The sequence below is a fragment of the Streptomyces sp. NPDC048106 genome (assembly GCF_040706415.1).
GTDB lineage: Bacteria > Actinomycetota > Actinomycetes > Streptomycetales > Streptomycetaceae > Streptomyces.
The window spans coordinates 286,543-300,305 of sequence record NZ_JBEZND010000004.1; the positions used below are offsets into that span (position 1 = coordinate 286,543).

Sequence of the window (13,763 nt, forward strand, 5' to 3'; positions counted from 1 at the left end):
GCACCGTCGATGATCCGGACGACGCTTGTCAGTCCCGGAGGAATTACGCAACAATGGCGTTGTGAAAAACGTCGGCGAGACTCGGGAGGCCCTCACGGGGGCCCCGCAGGAGGAGTTCGCGACCGGTGAGCGCTCCACGCGCAACCGCGTCGTGCGGTCCATCCTGGACCACGGGCCGTCGACCGTCGCCGAACTCGCGGGCCGGCTGGGACTGACCCAGGCGGCCGTCCGGCGTCACCTGGACGCGCTGGTCGCGGACGACGTCGTGGAGGCCCGCGAACAGCGGGTGTACGGCACGCGCACCCGCGGCCGCCCCGCCAAGGTCTTCGCGCTCACCGACTGCGGCCGCGACGCCTTCGACCAGTCGTACGACAAGCTGGCCGCGGACGCGCTGCGCTGGATCGCCGAGCACGAGGGCGGCTCCGGCGCGGTCTCCGCGTTCGCCCGCGCCCGGATCGCCTCCCAGGCGAGCGCGTACCGCGAGGCGATCGAGAGCGTGAGCCCCGACAAACGCGCCGAAGCGCTGGCCAAGGCCTTGAGCGCGGACGGGTACGCTGCTACGGCGCGCAGCGCACCGGTCGGCGAGCAGCTCTGCCAGCACCACTGCCCGGTCGCCCATGTGGCGGAGCAGTACCCGCAGCTGTGCGAGGCGGAGACGGAGATCTTCGCCGAGCTGCTGGGTACCCACGTCCAGCGACTGGCGACCATCGCGCACGGCGACGGCGTCTGCACGACGTTCATTCCCAAGATTTCCACTGACGCACCTGCAAGCACGGCCGGGAGGAACCCCGCATGACTCTCCCCACGGAGACTGCCCACCCTGAGCTGGAGGGCCTGGGCACGTACGAATACGGCTGGGCCGACTCCGACGTGGCCGGCGCCTCCGCCCGGCGCGGTCTCAACGACGACGTCGTCCGCGACATCTCCGCCAAGAAGTCGGAGCCGGAGTGGATGACCAAGCTGCGCCTGAAGGGCCTCAAGCTCTTCGAGAAGAAGCCCATGCCGAACTGGGGCTCCGACCTCTCGGGCATCGACTTCGACAACATCAAGTACTTCGTGCGGTCCACGGAGAAGCAGGCGGAGTCCTGGGAGGACCTGCCCGAGGACATCAAGAACACCTACGACAAGCTGGGCATCCCCGAGGCCGAGAAGCAGCGCCTGGTCGCCGGTGTCGCCGCGCAGTACGAGTCGGAGGTCGTCTACCACCAGATCCGCGAGGACCTGGAGGAGCAGGGCGTCATCTTCCTGGACACCGACACCGCCCTCAAGGAGCACCCGGAGCTCTTCAAGGAGTACTTCGGCACCGTCATCCCGGCCGGCGACAACAAGTTCGCCTCGCTGAACACGGCCGTGTGGTCCGGCGGCTCCTTCATCTACGTGCCGAAGGGCGTGCACGTGGAGATCCCGCTCCAGGCCTACTTCCGCATCAACACGGAGAACATGGGCCAGTTCGAGCGGACCCTGATCATCGTCGACGAGGGTGCCTACGTGCACTACGTCGAGGGCTGCACCGCGCCGATCTACAAGTCGGACTCGCTGCACAGCGCCGTGGTCGAGATCATCGTCAAGAAGAACGCCCGCTGCCGCTACACGACCATCCAGAACTGGTCGAACAACGTCTACAACCTGGTCACCAAGCGCGCCGTGGCGTACGAGGGCGCGACCATGGAGTGGATCGACGGCAACATCGGCTCCAAGGTGACGATGAAGTACCCGGCCGTCTACCTGATGGGCGAGCACGCCAAGGGCGAGACCCTGTCCATCGCCTTCGCGGGCGAGGGCCAGCACCAGGACGCCGGTTCCAAGATGGTCCACATGGCGCCGAACACCTCCTCCAACATCGTGTCGAAGTCCGTGGCGCGCGGCGGCGGCCGTACGTCGTACCGCGGTCTGGTCGAGATCGGCGAGGGCGCCCACGGCTCCAAGTCGAACGTGCTGTGCGACGCGCTGCTCGTTGACACCATCTCCCGCTCCGACACGTACCCCTACGTCGACGTCCGCGAGGACGACGTGTCCATGGGCCACGAGGCCACCGTCTCCAAGGTCTCCGAGGACCAGCTCTTCTACCTGATGAGCCGCGGTCTCTCCGAGTTCGAGGCGATGGCGATGATCGTGCGCGGCTTCGTCGAGCCGATCGCCAAGGAACTGCCCATGGAGTACGCGCTCGAACTCAACCGGCTGATCGAGCTGCAGATGGAAGGCGCGGTCGGCTGACCGCCGCCCGCCGGACCATCAAGCCCCTCACGTAAGAAAGCGAGCAGACCGACAGCCATGGCTGAGGCTCAGAATGCCCCCACTCTCAACTCCGGTCGAGCGGGGGGACCCCCACCGGTGGGCTCCACCACCGCCGGCCAGATCGCGGTGGCCGCGGAGTCGACCGTCGCCACGCGCATGAGCGTGCCCCCCTCCTTCGACGTGGCGGACTTCCCCGTCCCGCACGGCCGCGAGGAGGAATGGCGGTTCACCCCGCTGGAGCGCCTGCGCGGGCTGCACGACGGCACCGCCGTCGCCACCGGTGACGGAGTGAAGGTCGACGTGCAGGCCCCCGAGGGCGTCGTCGTCGAGACCGTCGGCCGTGACGACGCGCGCCTCGGCCGGGCGGGCACCCCCGTGGACCGGATCGCCGCCCAGGCGTACTCGGCCTTCGAGCTGGCCTCGGTCGTGACCGTGCCCAAGGAGACCGTCCTCACCGAGCCGGTCCGCATCAGCGTGCACGGCCAGGGCGGCACCGCCTTCGGCCACCAGGTGATCGAGCTGGGCGCCTTCGCCGAGGCCGTGGTCGTCATCGACCACACCGGCGACGCGGTGCTCGCCGCCAACGTCGACTATGTGCTGGGCGACGGCGCCAAGCTGACCGTCGTCTCCGTCCAGGACTGGGACGACAAGGCCGTCCACATCGCCCAGCACAACGCGCTGGTCGGCCGGGACGCCTCCTTCAAGTCGGTCGTCGTCACCTTCGGCGGCGACGTCGTACGGCTGCACCCGCGCGTCACCTACGCGGGCACCGGCGGCGAGGCCGAGCTGCTCGGCCTGTACTTCACGGACGCGGGCCAGCACCAGGAGCACCGCCTGCTGGTCACCCACAACGCCCCGCACTGCACCTCGAACGTCGTCTACAAGGGCGCGCTCCAGGGTGTGGACGCGCACGCGGTCTGGATCGGCGACGTGCTCATCGAGGCCAGGGCCGAGGGCACCGACACCTACGAGATGAACCGCAACCTGGTCCTCACCGACGGCGCCCGCGTCGACTCGGTGCCGAACCTGGAGATCGAGACCGGCGAGATCGTGGGCGCCGGCCACGCCTCCACCACCGGCCGCTTCGACGACGAGCAGCTCTTCTACCTGATGGCCCGCGGCATCCCGGAGCACGAGGCCCGCCGTCTGGTGGTGCGCGGCTTCTTCGCCGAACTGGTCCAGCAGATCGGCGTCGCCGACATCGAGGAGCGCCTGCTCGCCAGGATCGAGCAGGAGCTGGAGGCCTCGGTCGCATGAGTTTCGTACGCGCCTGCGGGCTGAGCGAGCTGGAGGAGGGCACCCCCAAGCGGGTGGAACTCGACGGCACGCCGGTCTCGGTCGTCCGGACCGAGGGGGAGGTGTTCGCGATCTACGACATCTGCTCCCACGCGAACGTCTCGCTCTCCGAGGGCGAGGTGGAGGACTGCCAGATCGAGTGCTGGCTGCACGGCTCCGCGTTCGACCTGCGCACCGGCAAGCCGTCCGGCCTCCCCGCGACGCGCCCCGTCCCCGTATACCCCGTAAAGATCGAAGGGGACGACGTGCTCGTCTCCCTCACCCAGGAGTCCTGAGGCATCCATGGCAACGCTTGAAATCCGAGACCTGCACGTCACCGTCGAGGCCGACAACGCCACGAAGGAGATCCTCAAGGGCGTCGACCTGACCGTGAAGCAGGGCGAGACGCACGCCATCATGGGCCCCAACGGCTCCGGCAAGTCGACCCTCGCCTACTCGCTCGCGGGTCACCCGAAGTACACCGTCACCAGCGGCACCGTCACCCTCGACGGCGAGGACGTCCTGGAGATGTCCGTCGACGAGCGCGCCCGCGCCGGCCTGTTCCTGGCGATGCAGTACCCGGTCGAGGTCCCCGGCGTCTCGGTCTCCAACTTCCTGCGCACCTCCGCCACCGCCGTGCGCGGCGAGGCCCCGAAGCTGCGCACCTGGGTGAAGGAGGTCAAGGAGGCCATGGAGCGTCTCCACATGGACCCCGCCTTCGCCGAGCGCAACGTCAACGAGGGCTTCTCCGGCGGTGAGAAGAAGCGCCACGAGATCCTCCAGCTCGAACTGCTCAAGCCGAAGATGGCCATCCTGGACGAGACCGACTCCGGCCTGGACGTCGACGCGCTGCGCATCGTCTCCGAGGGCGTCAACCGCGTCCGCGAGACGGGCGAGGTCGGCACCCTGCTGATCACGCACTACACGCGCATCCTGCGCTACATCAAGCCCGACCAAGTCCACGTCTTCGCGGGCGGCCGCATCGTCGAGTCCGGCGGCGCCGAGCTCGCGGACAAGCTGGAGAACGAGGGCTACGAGGCATACGTGAAGGGTGGCGCATCCGCGTGACACAGCTGTCGGGCCTCCTCGACACCGAGGCGATCCGCAAGGACTTCCCCGTACTGGACCGCGTGGTCCACGACGGCAGGAAGCTCGTGTACCTGGACAACGCGGCGACCAGCCAGAAGCCGCGCCAGGTACTGGACGCCCTCAACGAGTACTACGAGCGTTACAACGCCAACGTCCACCGGGGCGTGCACGTCCTCGCCGAGGAGGCCACGGCACTCTACGAGGGCGCGCGCGACAAGGTGGCGGAGTTCATCAACGCCCCGAGCCGCGACGAGGTGATCTTCACCAAGAACGCCTCCGAGTCCCTCAACCTCGTGGCCAACATGCTCGGCTGGGCCGACGAGCCCTACCGGGTCGACCACGAGACCGAGATCGTCATCACCGAGATGGAGCACCACTCCAACATCGTGCCGTGGCAGCTGCTGGCGCAGCGCACCGGCGCGAAGCTGAAGTGGTTCGGCCTGACGGACGACGGCCGCCTGGACCTGTCCAACATCGACGAGGTCATCACCGAGAAGACGAAGATCGTCTCCTTCGTGCTGGTCTCCAACATCCTGGGCACCGTCAACCCGGTCGAGGCGATAGTGCGCCGCGCGCAGGAGGTGGGTGCGCTGGTGTGCGTCGACGCCTCCCAGGCCGCGCCGCACATGCCGCTGGACGTGCAGGCCCTCCAGGCCGACTTCGTGGCCTTCACCGGCCACAAGATGTGCGGCCCGACCGGCATCGGCGTCCTGTGGGGCCGCCAGGAGCTGCTGGAGGACCTGCCGCCGTTCCTGGGCGGTGGCGAGATGATCGAGACCGTCTCGATGCACTCCTCGACGTACGCCCCGGCGCCGCACAAGTTCGAGGCGGGCACGCCCCCGATCGCGCAGGCCGTCGGCCTGGGCGCGGCGATCGACTACCTCCAGGCGATCGGCATGGAGAAGATCCTCGCCCACGAGCACGCGCTCACCCAGTACGCGGTGGAGCGTCTGTCCCAGGTCCCCGACCTGCGGATCATCGGCCCGACCACGGCCGAGGACCGGGGCGCGGCGATCTCCTTCACGCTGGGCGACATCCACCCGCACGACGTGGGCCAGGTACTGGACGAGCAGGGCATCGCGGTCCGCGTCGGCCACCACTGCGCCCGTCCGGTCTGCCTGCGTTACGGAATTCCCGCGACCACGCGAGCGTCGTTCTATCTGTACTCCACGCCGGCCGAGATCGACGCTCTGGTCGACGGCCTGGAGCACGTACGGAACTTCTTCGGCTGAGAGGCGTGTCGAAAACCGTGAAGCTGGACTCCATGTACCAGGAAGTCATCCTGGACCACTACAAGAACCCGCACGGGCGTGGTCTCCGGGATGGCGACGCCGAGGTGCACCACGTGAACCCGACGTGCGGCGACGAGATCACCCTCCGCGTGAAGTACGACGGCACGAGGATCGCGGACGTCTCGTACGAGGGCCAGGGCTGCTCCATCAGCCAGGCCTCGGCCTCCGTGCTGAACGACCTCCTCGTCGGCAAGGAACTGCCCGAGGCGCAGAAGATCCAGGAGACCTTCCTGGAGCTGATGCAGTCCAAGGGCCGGATCGAGCCGGACGACGCGATGGAGGAGGTGCTGGAGGACGCGGTGGCGTTCGCCGGTGTCTCCAAGTACCCCGCGCGGGTCAAGTGCGCCCTCCTGAGCTGGATGGCGTGGAAGGACGCGACGGCCCAGGCGCTGGGTGGCGCCGAAGCCGAAAGGAAGACCGCATGAGCGACACCGTCGAGATGAAGCCGGCCTCGGAAGAGGAACTCCGTGAGGCCCTGATGGACGTGGTCGACCCCGAGCTGGGCATCGACGTCGTCAACCTCGGCCTGATCTACGGCATCCACGTGGACGACTCCAACGTGGCCACCGTGGACATGACCCTGACCTCCGCGGCCTGCCCGCTGACGGACGTCATCGAGGACCAGGCCAAGTCCGCCACGGACGGCATCGTCAACGAGCTGCGGATCAACTGGGTCTGGATGCCGCCGTGGGGCCCGGACAAGATCACGGACGAGGGCCGCGAGCAGCTCCGGGCGCTGGGCTTCAACGTCTGACACAGAGCGCGTGCGCGAGGGGCCATGGCAGGGATGCCGTGGCCCCCTTCGCATGCCCGGGGCGCGGTCGAGGCCCCTCGCCGTCCATTCGTCGCGCGGTCGCTGTGTACGGCCGTACACATCATATGTACGCTCGTACGCATGGGATATCTGACGCTGGCCGGCGCCATAGCCGCGGAGGTGGCCGCCACCACGGCGATGAAGTACAGCCACGGGTTCAGCCGGCCGTGGCCCACGCTGGTGACGGCGCTGGGGTACCTGGTCTCCTTCCTGCTGCTGGCGCGGACGCTGCGGACGGTGCAGATCGGCACGGCGTACGCGATCTGGTCCGGGGTGGGCACCGCGGCCATCGCCGTGCTCGGGCTGCTGCTGTTCGGGGAGGGCCTCGGCGCGGTCAAGGTCGCCGGGATCCTCCTGATCATCGGCGGAGTGGTGGTCCTGAACCTCGGGGGGAGTCACTGATGGCCCGGCGCTACGATCCCGGCCGCCGGCAGCGGATCATCGACGCGGCGATCCGGGTGGCCGGGCGGGACGGACTGGCCGGGCTGAGCCATCGCACGGTCGCGGCCGAGGCGGACGTGCCGCTCGGCTCCACCACGTACCACTTCGCCACGCTGGACGACCTGCTGGTGGCCGCCCTGTGCCAGGCGAACGAGGGGTTCGCCGCGGTGCTCGACGACAGCGGGGTGCTGGACGGCGGCGACCTCGCGGCCGGGCTCGCCCGGGTCCTCGGCGACTGGCTGAACGGCGACCGCCCCGGCGCGGAGCTGGAGTACGAGCTGTACCTCGCGGCGGTGCGCCGCCCGGCCCTGCGGCCCGTCGCCGCCCAGTGGACCGAGGAGACGAGCGCGCGCCTGTCCGCCCGGGTCGACGCGGTGACGGCACGGGCGCTGCTCGCGCTGATGGACGGCATCTGTCTCCAGGTGCTGCTGACCGGGGGGTCGTACGACGAGGAGTACGCGCGGGAGGCGCTGGCGCGGGTGATCGTCTGAGGGGCGGCGGTCGGCCGGGGCGGGACGGGCCGGGTCCTCTGGGACGCCCTGACCCGCGCGTGCCGACCGGCACCTGAGACACGGTTCGCCCCCGCACCCCGCGCCACGTTAGGTTTTTCCCATGACCGACACTGCTTCCCGTACCACCGGCGCCGTCGCCGCCGGCCTCGCCACGATCGCCTCCGACGGCACCGTTCTCGACACCTGGTTCCCCGCGCCCGAGCTGGTGGCGGAGCCGGGCCCGGCCGGCACCGAGCGGCTGTCCGCCGAGCGCGCGGCGGAGCTGCTGGGCGGCGGCGCGACCGCGGCGACCGGCCCGGACACCCGCAGGGGGGTCGAGGTGGTCGCGGTCCGTACGGTCATCGCCTCGCTGGACGAGAAGCCGCTGGACGCGCACGACGTCTACCTGCGGCTGCACCTGCTCTCGCACCGCCTGGTCAAGCCGCACGGCCAGAACCTGGACGGCATCTTCGGCCACCTCGCCAACGTCGCCTGGACCTCGCTCGGCCCGGTCGCCGTGGACGACGTCGAGAAGGTGCGGCTGAACGCCCGCGCCGAGGGCCAGCACCTCCAGGTCACCTCGATCGACAAGTTCCCCCGCATGACGGACTACGTCGCCCCCAAGGGCGTCCGCATCGCCGACGCCGACCGGGTCCGGCTGGGCGCGCACCTGGCCGAGGGCACCACCGTGATGCACGAGGGCTTCGTGAACTTCAACGCCGGCACGCTCGGCACCTCGATGGTCGAGGGCCGCATCTCCGCCGGTGTCGTCATCGGCGACGGCTCGGACATCGGCGGCGGCGCCTCCACCATGGGCACCCTGTCCGGCGGCGGCAACGTGATCATCTCCGTCGGCGAGCGCTGCCTGATCGGCGCCGAGGCGGGCGTCGGCATCGCCCTCGGCGACGAGTGCGTGGTCGAGGCCGGTCTCTACGTCACCGCCGGCACCCGCGTCACCATGCCCGACGGCCAGATCGTCAAGGCCCGCGACCTCAGCGGCGCCTCCCACATCCTCTTCCGCCGCAACTCGGTCACCGGCGCGGTCGAGGCCCGCCCGAACAACGCGGTCTGGGGCGGCCTGAACGACATCCTGCACAGCCACAACTGACCTGCCGCACACGGCGAAAGCGCCCCTCGCCCGCGTGGTGAGGGGCGCTTCGTCATGCGGCCGGCAGCCCGGTCGCGAACTCCGCCAGCGCGCCGAAGTCGCCCTCGCGCAGGCCGATGCGGGGGTTCACATGGTGGAGGAGGGCCGGGCCGGAGTGGTGGCCGGTCACGAACTCCGTGTCCGCGGGGCCCTGTTCGTCGTCCACCCAGGCGAACGGACGGCCCCCGGCGTACGCCACGATCGCCTCCGTCTTCCAGTGCACCCCGTCGGGCCGCTGGGCGAACAGGCCCCCGCCGAAGTCGACGTAGGGCAGTTGGGGCAGCCCGAGGACGGGGGCGATCCAGCGGTTGGCCTCGGCCATCCAGGTCGTCGCCCAGCACAGCTCGTAGCCGAGGGTCAGCAGCGCGGGGCCGTGCGCCGGATTCAGCCAGACCCGCAGCGGGCGGCGGGACTCCAGGGGCACCCGGATCGTCGTGTACCCCTCGGGCCGGCGCTCCGGCTGGGCCGCGTACGGGTTGAGGGGGCCGTCGACGTCCAGGAACAGCAGGGGGCGGCTCACGGGGCCACCGTACGGCAGCGGGTACGACCGCGGGTCAGGATCCGGTCAGCTCTTCGTACCGGGCCCACAGCTCGGCCGTCGCCTCGGGGGAGGCGGGCAGCAGCGGGGCGCGGACCGGGCCGGCGGGGAGGCCGAGCCGGTTCAGCAGGGCCTTCGCGGTGACCGTTCCCGGCAGGCCCGCGGCCATCATGGCCTCGATCAACGGGGTCGCGCGGAGCTGGAGCCGCGCCGCCAGGGCGGTGTCGGCCGCGTCGTAGGCGTCGAGGACCGCGCGGATGTGGCGGGGGACGGCGTTGGCGACGGTGCTGACGCAGCCGGCCGCGCCGACCGCGTACAGGGCGAGGTTGTGTTCGTCGCAGCCCGCGTAATAGGCCAGGTCCGTCCGGGACAGGACCTTCTGGGTGCCGAGGAGGTCGTAGGAGCAGTCCTTGACGCCGACGATCCGGGGATGGCCGGCCAGCCGGAGGATCGTCTCCGGGGTGATGCGGGTGCCGGTGCGGCCCGGGATGTCGTACAGGATGACCGGGAGTCCGGTGGCGTCGGCGACGGCGCGGAAGTGGGCGGCCACGGCCTCCTGGGGCGGCTTGCTGTAGTAGGGCGCGACGACCAGGACGGCGTCGGCGCCCGCCTTCTCGGCCGCGAGGGCCAGTTCGGTGGTGTGCCGGGTGTCGGCGGTGCCGATGCCCGCGATCAGCGGGACCCGCGCGCCGACCGCCTCCCGCACGGCCGTGATCAGCTCCGCCTTCTCGCTGTCGGTGGTGGTCGGCGACTCGCCCGTGGTGCCGTTGAGCACCAGTCCGTCGCAGCCCTCCGCCACCAGGCGGGCGGCCAGCGCCTGGGCGCCCGCCCGGTCCAGCGCCCCCTCCTCGGTGAACGGGGTGATCATCGCGCAGAGCGCCCGGCCGAAGGGGGACCGCCCGTGTGTGGTCGTCATGCCCGTAAGTGTCGGCGCCTCTTCGGTGTAGCTCTACTTAATTCTTCTTCAGAGTATCCGTAAGTTTGCTTACCTGTTCGAGTGTGGCGCACGGTCCTGTGTCCAACTCGGCCCCTCATGGGTCACTATGGGCGAAGGGTCATCACCGACGTCAGCCATGGAGGCACCATGAAGCTCGGCAAGGCACTGGCCACCGGGGTCGCCGAGGAGCGGCCGCAGGTCCACGAGGAAGAACGCCGGCAGCCCGCACCGGCCGCCCGCACCGCACCGGCCGAGCCGGCCCGCGAAGAGGTTCCGGCCGGCCGATGAGGCCCCGGCTCCCGGTGGAACACCCCACGGAGCCGCCGACCGGCTACAAGATCGCCCACCCGGTGCTGTCCCAGGACGGCACCCGGGCCGGGTTCACCGGGGTGTCGCTCGGCGGTGCGCTTCCGTACGGGGTTCTCGACCAGGCGTCCTGCGTCTACGGCCGCAGGCACCGCCCGCCCGCGCGCCTGTGCGACTGCGGTTTCCACTGCGTCCACGACCGCGCCGCCGCCGACGCCCTGCGCTGCACCGCCGAGCACCGCGCCGCACTGCTGCTCGAGGTCTCCGTGCTCGGCGCCTACATCCGCTTCGAGCGCGGATTCCGCTACGCCCGGCAGCGGGTGCGCACCGCCACCGCCGGCCCCTGCGCCTGCGGTGCCACCGCGGCCGTGCTGGCCGACGCCGGCTGGGGCCGGCCCGGCTGGCGCGCCCTGGCCCCCGGCTGCGCGGGCTGCGCGCGCGGCCGTACGTCCGTCACCCTCGCGGAGTTCGCCCGGCTCGCCGGGGAGGGGCTCCAGGTGCGGGCGGACGGCGGCGTCCCGGCCGCGGCCGTCGCCGAGCCGGGCGCGGGCCCCGGAATGAGCGTGCCCGAACTGGTCGCCGAGGCAGCGCTGTTGCAGGCGCGGCTCGACTGGTTCCAGTCCCAGCTCGCGCGCCTCGGCGACCACGGGACCGGGGGCGCGGGCAAGGGCTGACGCTCCCCGGCACGGGTACCCGGATGTTCCGTACAGAGAGGAGGCGGGACACCGTGACCATGACCTCGCACACACGACCGCACACGCGCCCCGCACTCGACGGCCACCCCTCCACGGGGGAACTCGTCAATCGCGCCACCGAACAGCTCTCCCTGCTGCTGCGGCAGGAGGTCGCCCTCGCCAAGGCGGAGCTGACCGTGAAGGGCAAGCGCGCCGGACGCGGCGGCGGGCTGCTGGGGGCCGCGGGCGCCCTCGCCTACGTCGGGCTGATCGTGCTGGCCGGCGCGGCCACCGCCGCCCTCGCCCTGGTGCTGCCCCTGTGGGCGGCGGCCCTGATCGTCGCGGCCGTGCTGTTCGTCGTGGCCGCCGGTCTGGCTGCCACCGGACGCGCCCAGCTGCGCCGCGCCGGGTCGCCCATGCCCGAGGAGGCTCTCGGCAGCATCAGGACCGACGTCGACGTGATCAAGGAAAGGGCACATCGATGACCCACAGGACCCCCCATGGCTCGGGCGCCAAGGGCCCCGATGAACTGCGGCGGCAGATCGCCCAGACCAGGAACCAACTCGGCGACACCGTGGCCCAGTTGGCGGGGCGCGCCGATGTGAAGGGCCGCGCGCGGGCACGGGCCGCCGACCTGATGGACAAGGCCGGCGCCATGACCGTGCAACTGCGCTCCAGCGCCTCCCACGCCGGGCACGGCGCCCAGGGCAGGGCCACCCACGCCGCCCAGGCGGTGCGGGGGCGGGCCGCGCGGGCGGGCCACGCGGTGCAGGGGACGGCCGCGCGGACCGGGCACACGCTCCAGGGCCGGGTCGCCCGGCACGGGGGGACCCATGACGGGCACCCCCTGCGCGACCGCGCCCTGGAGGCCGGGCGCCAGGCCCAGGGCAGGGCCGTGGACGCCGGGCACCTCGTGCAGGACAAGGCCGCGCTGGCCCAGCGGCAGCTCGCGCCGCCCGCCCGCAAGGCCGCCGAGGGCCTGCGCGGGATGCCCCGCCCGGTGCTGATGGCGGGCGCCGCCGCGGTGGTCGCCCTCGTCGCGGCCGGGGCGCTGCGGCGCAGGCGCCGCTGCTGAGCACCCGAAGGGCTCCATGGCGACACCACCCTCCCACCGAAAACTGAGTCCGTCTGGACAAAAAAAGTTTTCGGTGGGAGGGTGAAGCCATGCTGGATGTGACCGTGATCGAGGACCCCGAGGCCGCGGCCGTGTCGCTGGACCCCGTCAGGGCCCGGCTGCTCGCCGAACTGGCCGCCGAACCCGCGTCGGCGGCGATGCTGGCCGCCAAGGTCGGACTGCCCCGGCAGAAGGTGAACTACCACCTCAGGACGCTGGAGCGGCACGGCCTCGTGGAGCTGGCCGGGGAGCGCCGCAAGGGGAACGTCACCGAGCGGCTGATGCGCGCGAGCGCCGCGTCGTACGTCATCTCGCCGGCCGCCCTGCCCGCCGTGCAGCCGGACCCGGACCGCTTCCGGGACCGGCTGTCCGCGCGCTGGCTGCTGGCGCTCGGCGCCCGCCTGGTGCGCGACGTCGGCACGCTGATCGGCGGCGCCGCCAAGGCCCGCAAGCCGCTCGCGACGTACGCCCTGGACGGGGAGGTGCGCTTCGCCTCCGCCGCCGACCGCGCGGCCTTCGTGCAGGAGCTGACGGCGGGCGTGAGCGCCCTCGTCCGCAAGTACGACGCCCCGGACGCCGAGGGCGGCCGGGACCACCGGATCGTCGTCGCCCTCCATCCCACGGTCAAGGACCGGGCCGCCCTGGAAGCCGAGTAGGAGCCCCGCCATGAGCAAGGAATTCGAGATCGTCCGCGAGTTCGAGACCGACGTGCCGCCGGAGAAGGTGTGGGAGGCGGTCACCACCGGGACCGCGGGCTATCTGTGGCCGATGGACGCGCCCGAGCCGCGGGCGGGCGGGCGCGGGCCGTTCGGCTCGACCGTCGTCGTCTGGGAGCCGCCCCACCGCTACGTCAGCCGCAGCGAGGACGTGGGCATGCCCACCCAGTCGCTCAACCAGCTCGACCACACCATCGAGCCCCGCGACGAGGGCCGCCGCGCCTGGGTGCGCTACGTCCACAGCGGGATCTTCACCGACGACTGGGACAGCCAGTACGACGGCGCGAACAAGCACACCGACTTCTATCTGCACACCCTGCGCGAGTACCTGACGCACTTCGCGCCGCGCCCGGTCGCCTTCGCGCAGCTCGACGGGCCCGCATCCTCGGCCGTGCCGGAGGCGCTCGCCGCCGCGGGCCGCGCGCTCGGGCTGGCCGACGACGCGGCCGCGGGGACGAAGGTGCGCGTCCAGGGGCCCGGCGGGCGCGCCCTGGACGCCGTACTCGACTACCGCGCACCGGAGTTCATCGGGCTGCGCACCGAGGACGCCCTCGTCCGCTTCTTCGGCCGCGGCCGCTGGGGAGCGCCGCTCGGCATCAGCGTGCACGACTTCGCGCGGGACGCCGATGCCGGGGCGGACGAGGCCGCCTGGCAGGACTGGCTGAACGGGGTGTTCGGCCAGTCCTGAACCCCT

19 protein-coding genes are annotated in these 13,763 nt (G+C 71.4%); 17 read left to right on the forward strand and 2 right to left on the reverse strand.

All coding sequences use genetic code 11. The features are described from left to right. Positions 1 to 61 precede the first annotated feature (61 nt). The 11 genes from AB0927_RS05995 to dapD all read left to right on the forward strand — a co-directional run bounded on the left by AB0927_RS05995 (position 62) and on the right by dapD (position 8,745). A complete protein-coding gene (locus AB0927_RS05995) occupies positions 62 to 796 on the forward strand; it encodes a metalloregulator ArsR/SmtB family transcription factor (RefSeq protein ID WP_366666314.1) in 735 nt (244 codons plus the stop codon). Beyond that, positions 793 to 2,214, forward strand: a complete 1,422-nt coding sequence (sufB, locus tag AB0927_RS06000) for a Fe-S cluster assembly protein SufB (RefSeq protein ID WP_366666315.1) — start codon at positions 793 to 795, stop codon at positions 2,212 to 2,214. The genes AB0927_RS05995 and sufB overlap by 4 nt, the downstream gene beginning before the upstream one ends. 57 nt (positions 2,215 to 2,271) lie before the next feature. Further along, positions 2,272 to 3,492: a Fe-S cluster assembly protein SufD gene (gene sufD, locus AB0927_RS06005; protein ID WP_366666316.1), complete on the forward strand. Its 1,221-nt coding sequence runs from the start codon at positions 2,272 to 2,274 to the stop codon at positions 3,490 to 3,492. Further along, entirely contained in the window at positions 3,489 to 3,806 is a 318-nt protein-coding gene (locus AB0927_RS06010) for a non-heme iron oxygenase ferredoxin subunit (protein ID WP_366666317.1), read from the forward strand. The genes sufD and AB0927_RS06010 overlap by 4 nt, the downstream gene beginning before the upstream one ends. A 7-nt stretch (positions 3,807 to 3,813) precedes the next feature. Next, on the forward strand, positions 3,814 to 4,578 hold the full coding sequence (sufC, locus tag AB0927_RS06015) for a Fe-S cluster assembly ATPase SufC (RefSeq protein WP_366666318.1): 765 nt from the start codon (positions 3,814 to 3,816) through the stop codon (positions 4,576 to 4,578). Further along, positions 4,575 to 5,831 (forward strand): cysteine desulfurase, encoded by a 1,257-nt coding sequence (locus AB0927_RS06020; RefSeq protein WP_366666319.1) that lies wholly within the window; start codon positions 4,575 to 4,577, stop codon positions 5,829 to 5,831. The genes sufC and AB0927_RS06020 overlap by 4 nt, the downstream gene beginning before the upstream one ends. A 17-nt stretch (positions 5,832 to 5,848) precedes the next feature. Beyond that, entirely contained in the window at positions 5,849 to 6,316 is a 468-nt protein-coding gene (gene sufU / locus AB0927_RS06025; protein WP_366666361.1) for a Fe-S cluster assembly sulfur transfer protein SufU, read from the forward strand. Continuing rightward, positions 6,313 to 6,645: a metal-sulfur cluster assembly factor gene (locus AB0927_RS06030; protein WP_037656710.1), complete on the forward strand. Its 333-nt coding sequence runs from the start codon at positions 6,313 to 6,315 to the stop codon at positions 6,643 to 6,645. Before sufU ends, AB0927_RS06030 begins: the two co-directional genes overlap by 4 nt. A 141-nt stretch (positions 6,646 to 6,786) precedes the next feature. After that, positions 6,787 to 7,107 (forward strand): multidrug efflux SMR transporter, encoded by a 321-nt coding sequence (locus tag AB0927_RS06035; protein ID WP_366666320.1) that lies wholly within the window; start codon positions 6,787 to 6,789, stop codon positions 7,105 to 7,107. Further along, positions 7,107 to 7,637, forward strand: coding sequence for a TetR family transcriptional regulator (locus tag AB0927_RS06040; protein ID WP_366666321.1), 531 nt, complete (start codon positions 7,107 to 7,109; stop codon positions 7,635 to 7,637). The genes AB0927_RS06035 and AB0927_RS06040 overlap by 1 nt, the downstream gene beginning before the upstream one ends. Positions 7,638 to 7,758: 121 nt before the next feature. Further along, positions 7,759 to 8,745, forward strand: a complete 987-nt coding sequence (gene dapD / locus AB0927_RS06045; protein WP_366666322.1) for a 2,3,4,5-tetrahydropyridine-2,6-dicarboxylate N-succinyltransferase — start codon at positions 7,759 to 7,761, stop codon at positions 8,743 to 8,745. A 52-nt stretch (positions 8,746 to 8,797) separates the two neighbouring features. Here dapD and AB0927_RS06050 read toward each other — a convergent pair whose 3' ends face one another. Beyond that, positions 8,798 to 9,304 (reverse strand): hypothetical protein, encoded by a 507-nt coding sequence (locus AB0927_RS06050; protein ID WP_366666323.1) that lies wholly within the window; start codon positions 9,302 to 9,304, stop codon positions 8,798 to 8,800. A 34-nt stretch (positions 9,305 to 9,338) separates the two neighbouring features. Further along, entirely contained in the window at positions 9,339 to 10,238 is a 900-nt protein-coding gene (dapA, locus tag AB0927_RS06055) for a 4-hydroxy-tetrahydrodipicolinate synthase (protein ID WP_366666324.1), read from the reverse strand. Between the two features lie 168 nt (positions 10,239 to 10,406). Here dapA and AB0927_RS06060 point away from each other — a divergent pair, with 168 nt between their 5' ends. From AB0927_RS06060 to AB0927_RS06085, 6 genes are all read left to right on the forward strand, one after another. Then, on the forward strand, positions 10,407 to 10,547 hold the full coding sequence (locus AB0927_RS06060; RefSeq protein WP_366666325.1) for a hypothetical protein: 141 nt from the start codon (positions 10,407 to 10,409) through the stop codon (positions 10,545 to 10,547). Then, positions 10,544 to 11,239, forward strand: coding sequence for a hypothetical protein (locus AB0927_RS06065; RefSeq protein WP_366666326.1), 696 nt, complete (start codon positions 10,544 to 10,546; stop codon positions 11,237 to 11,239). Before AB0927_RS06060 ends, AB0927_RS06065 begins: the two co-directional genes overlap by 4 nt. 59 nt (positions 11,240 to 11,298) lie before the next feature. Next, on the forward strand, positions 11,299 to 11,724 hold the full coding sequence (locus AB0927_RS06070; protein WP_366666362.1) for a phage holin family protein: 426 nt from the start codon (positions 11,299 to 11,301) through the stop codon (positions 11,722 to 11,724). Next, positions 11,721 to 12,314 (forward strand): DUF3618 domain-containing protein, encoded by a 594-nt coding sequence (locus AB0927_RS06075; RefSeq protein ID WP_366666327.1) that lies wholly within the window; start codon positions 11,721 to 11,723, stop codon positions 12,312 to 12,314. The genes AB0927_RS06070 and AB0927_RS06075 overlap by 4 nt, the downstream gene beginning before the upstream one ends. Before the next feature lie 89 nt (positions 12,315 to 12,403). Then, on the forward strand, positions 12,404 to 13,009 hold the full coding sequence (locus tag AB0927_RS06080; protein WP_366666328.1) for a helix-turn-helix domain-containing protein: 606 nt from the start codon (positions 12,404 to 12,406) through the stop codon (positions 13,007 to 13,009). A 10-nt stretch (positions 13,010 to 13,019) separates the two neighbouring features. Beyond that, positions 13,020 to 13,757, forward strand: a complete 738-nt coding sequence (locus AB0927_RS06085) for an SRPBCC domain-containing protein (RefSeq protein WP_366666329.1) — start codon at positions 13,020 to 13,022, stop codon at positions 13,755 to 13,757. The last annotated feature ends 6 nt before the right edge of the window (positions 13,758 to 13,763 follow it).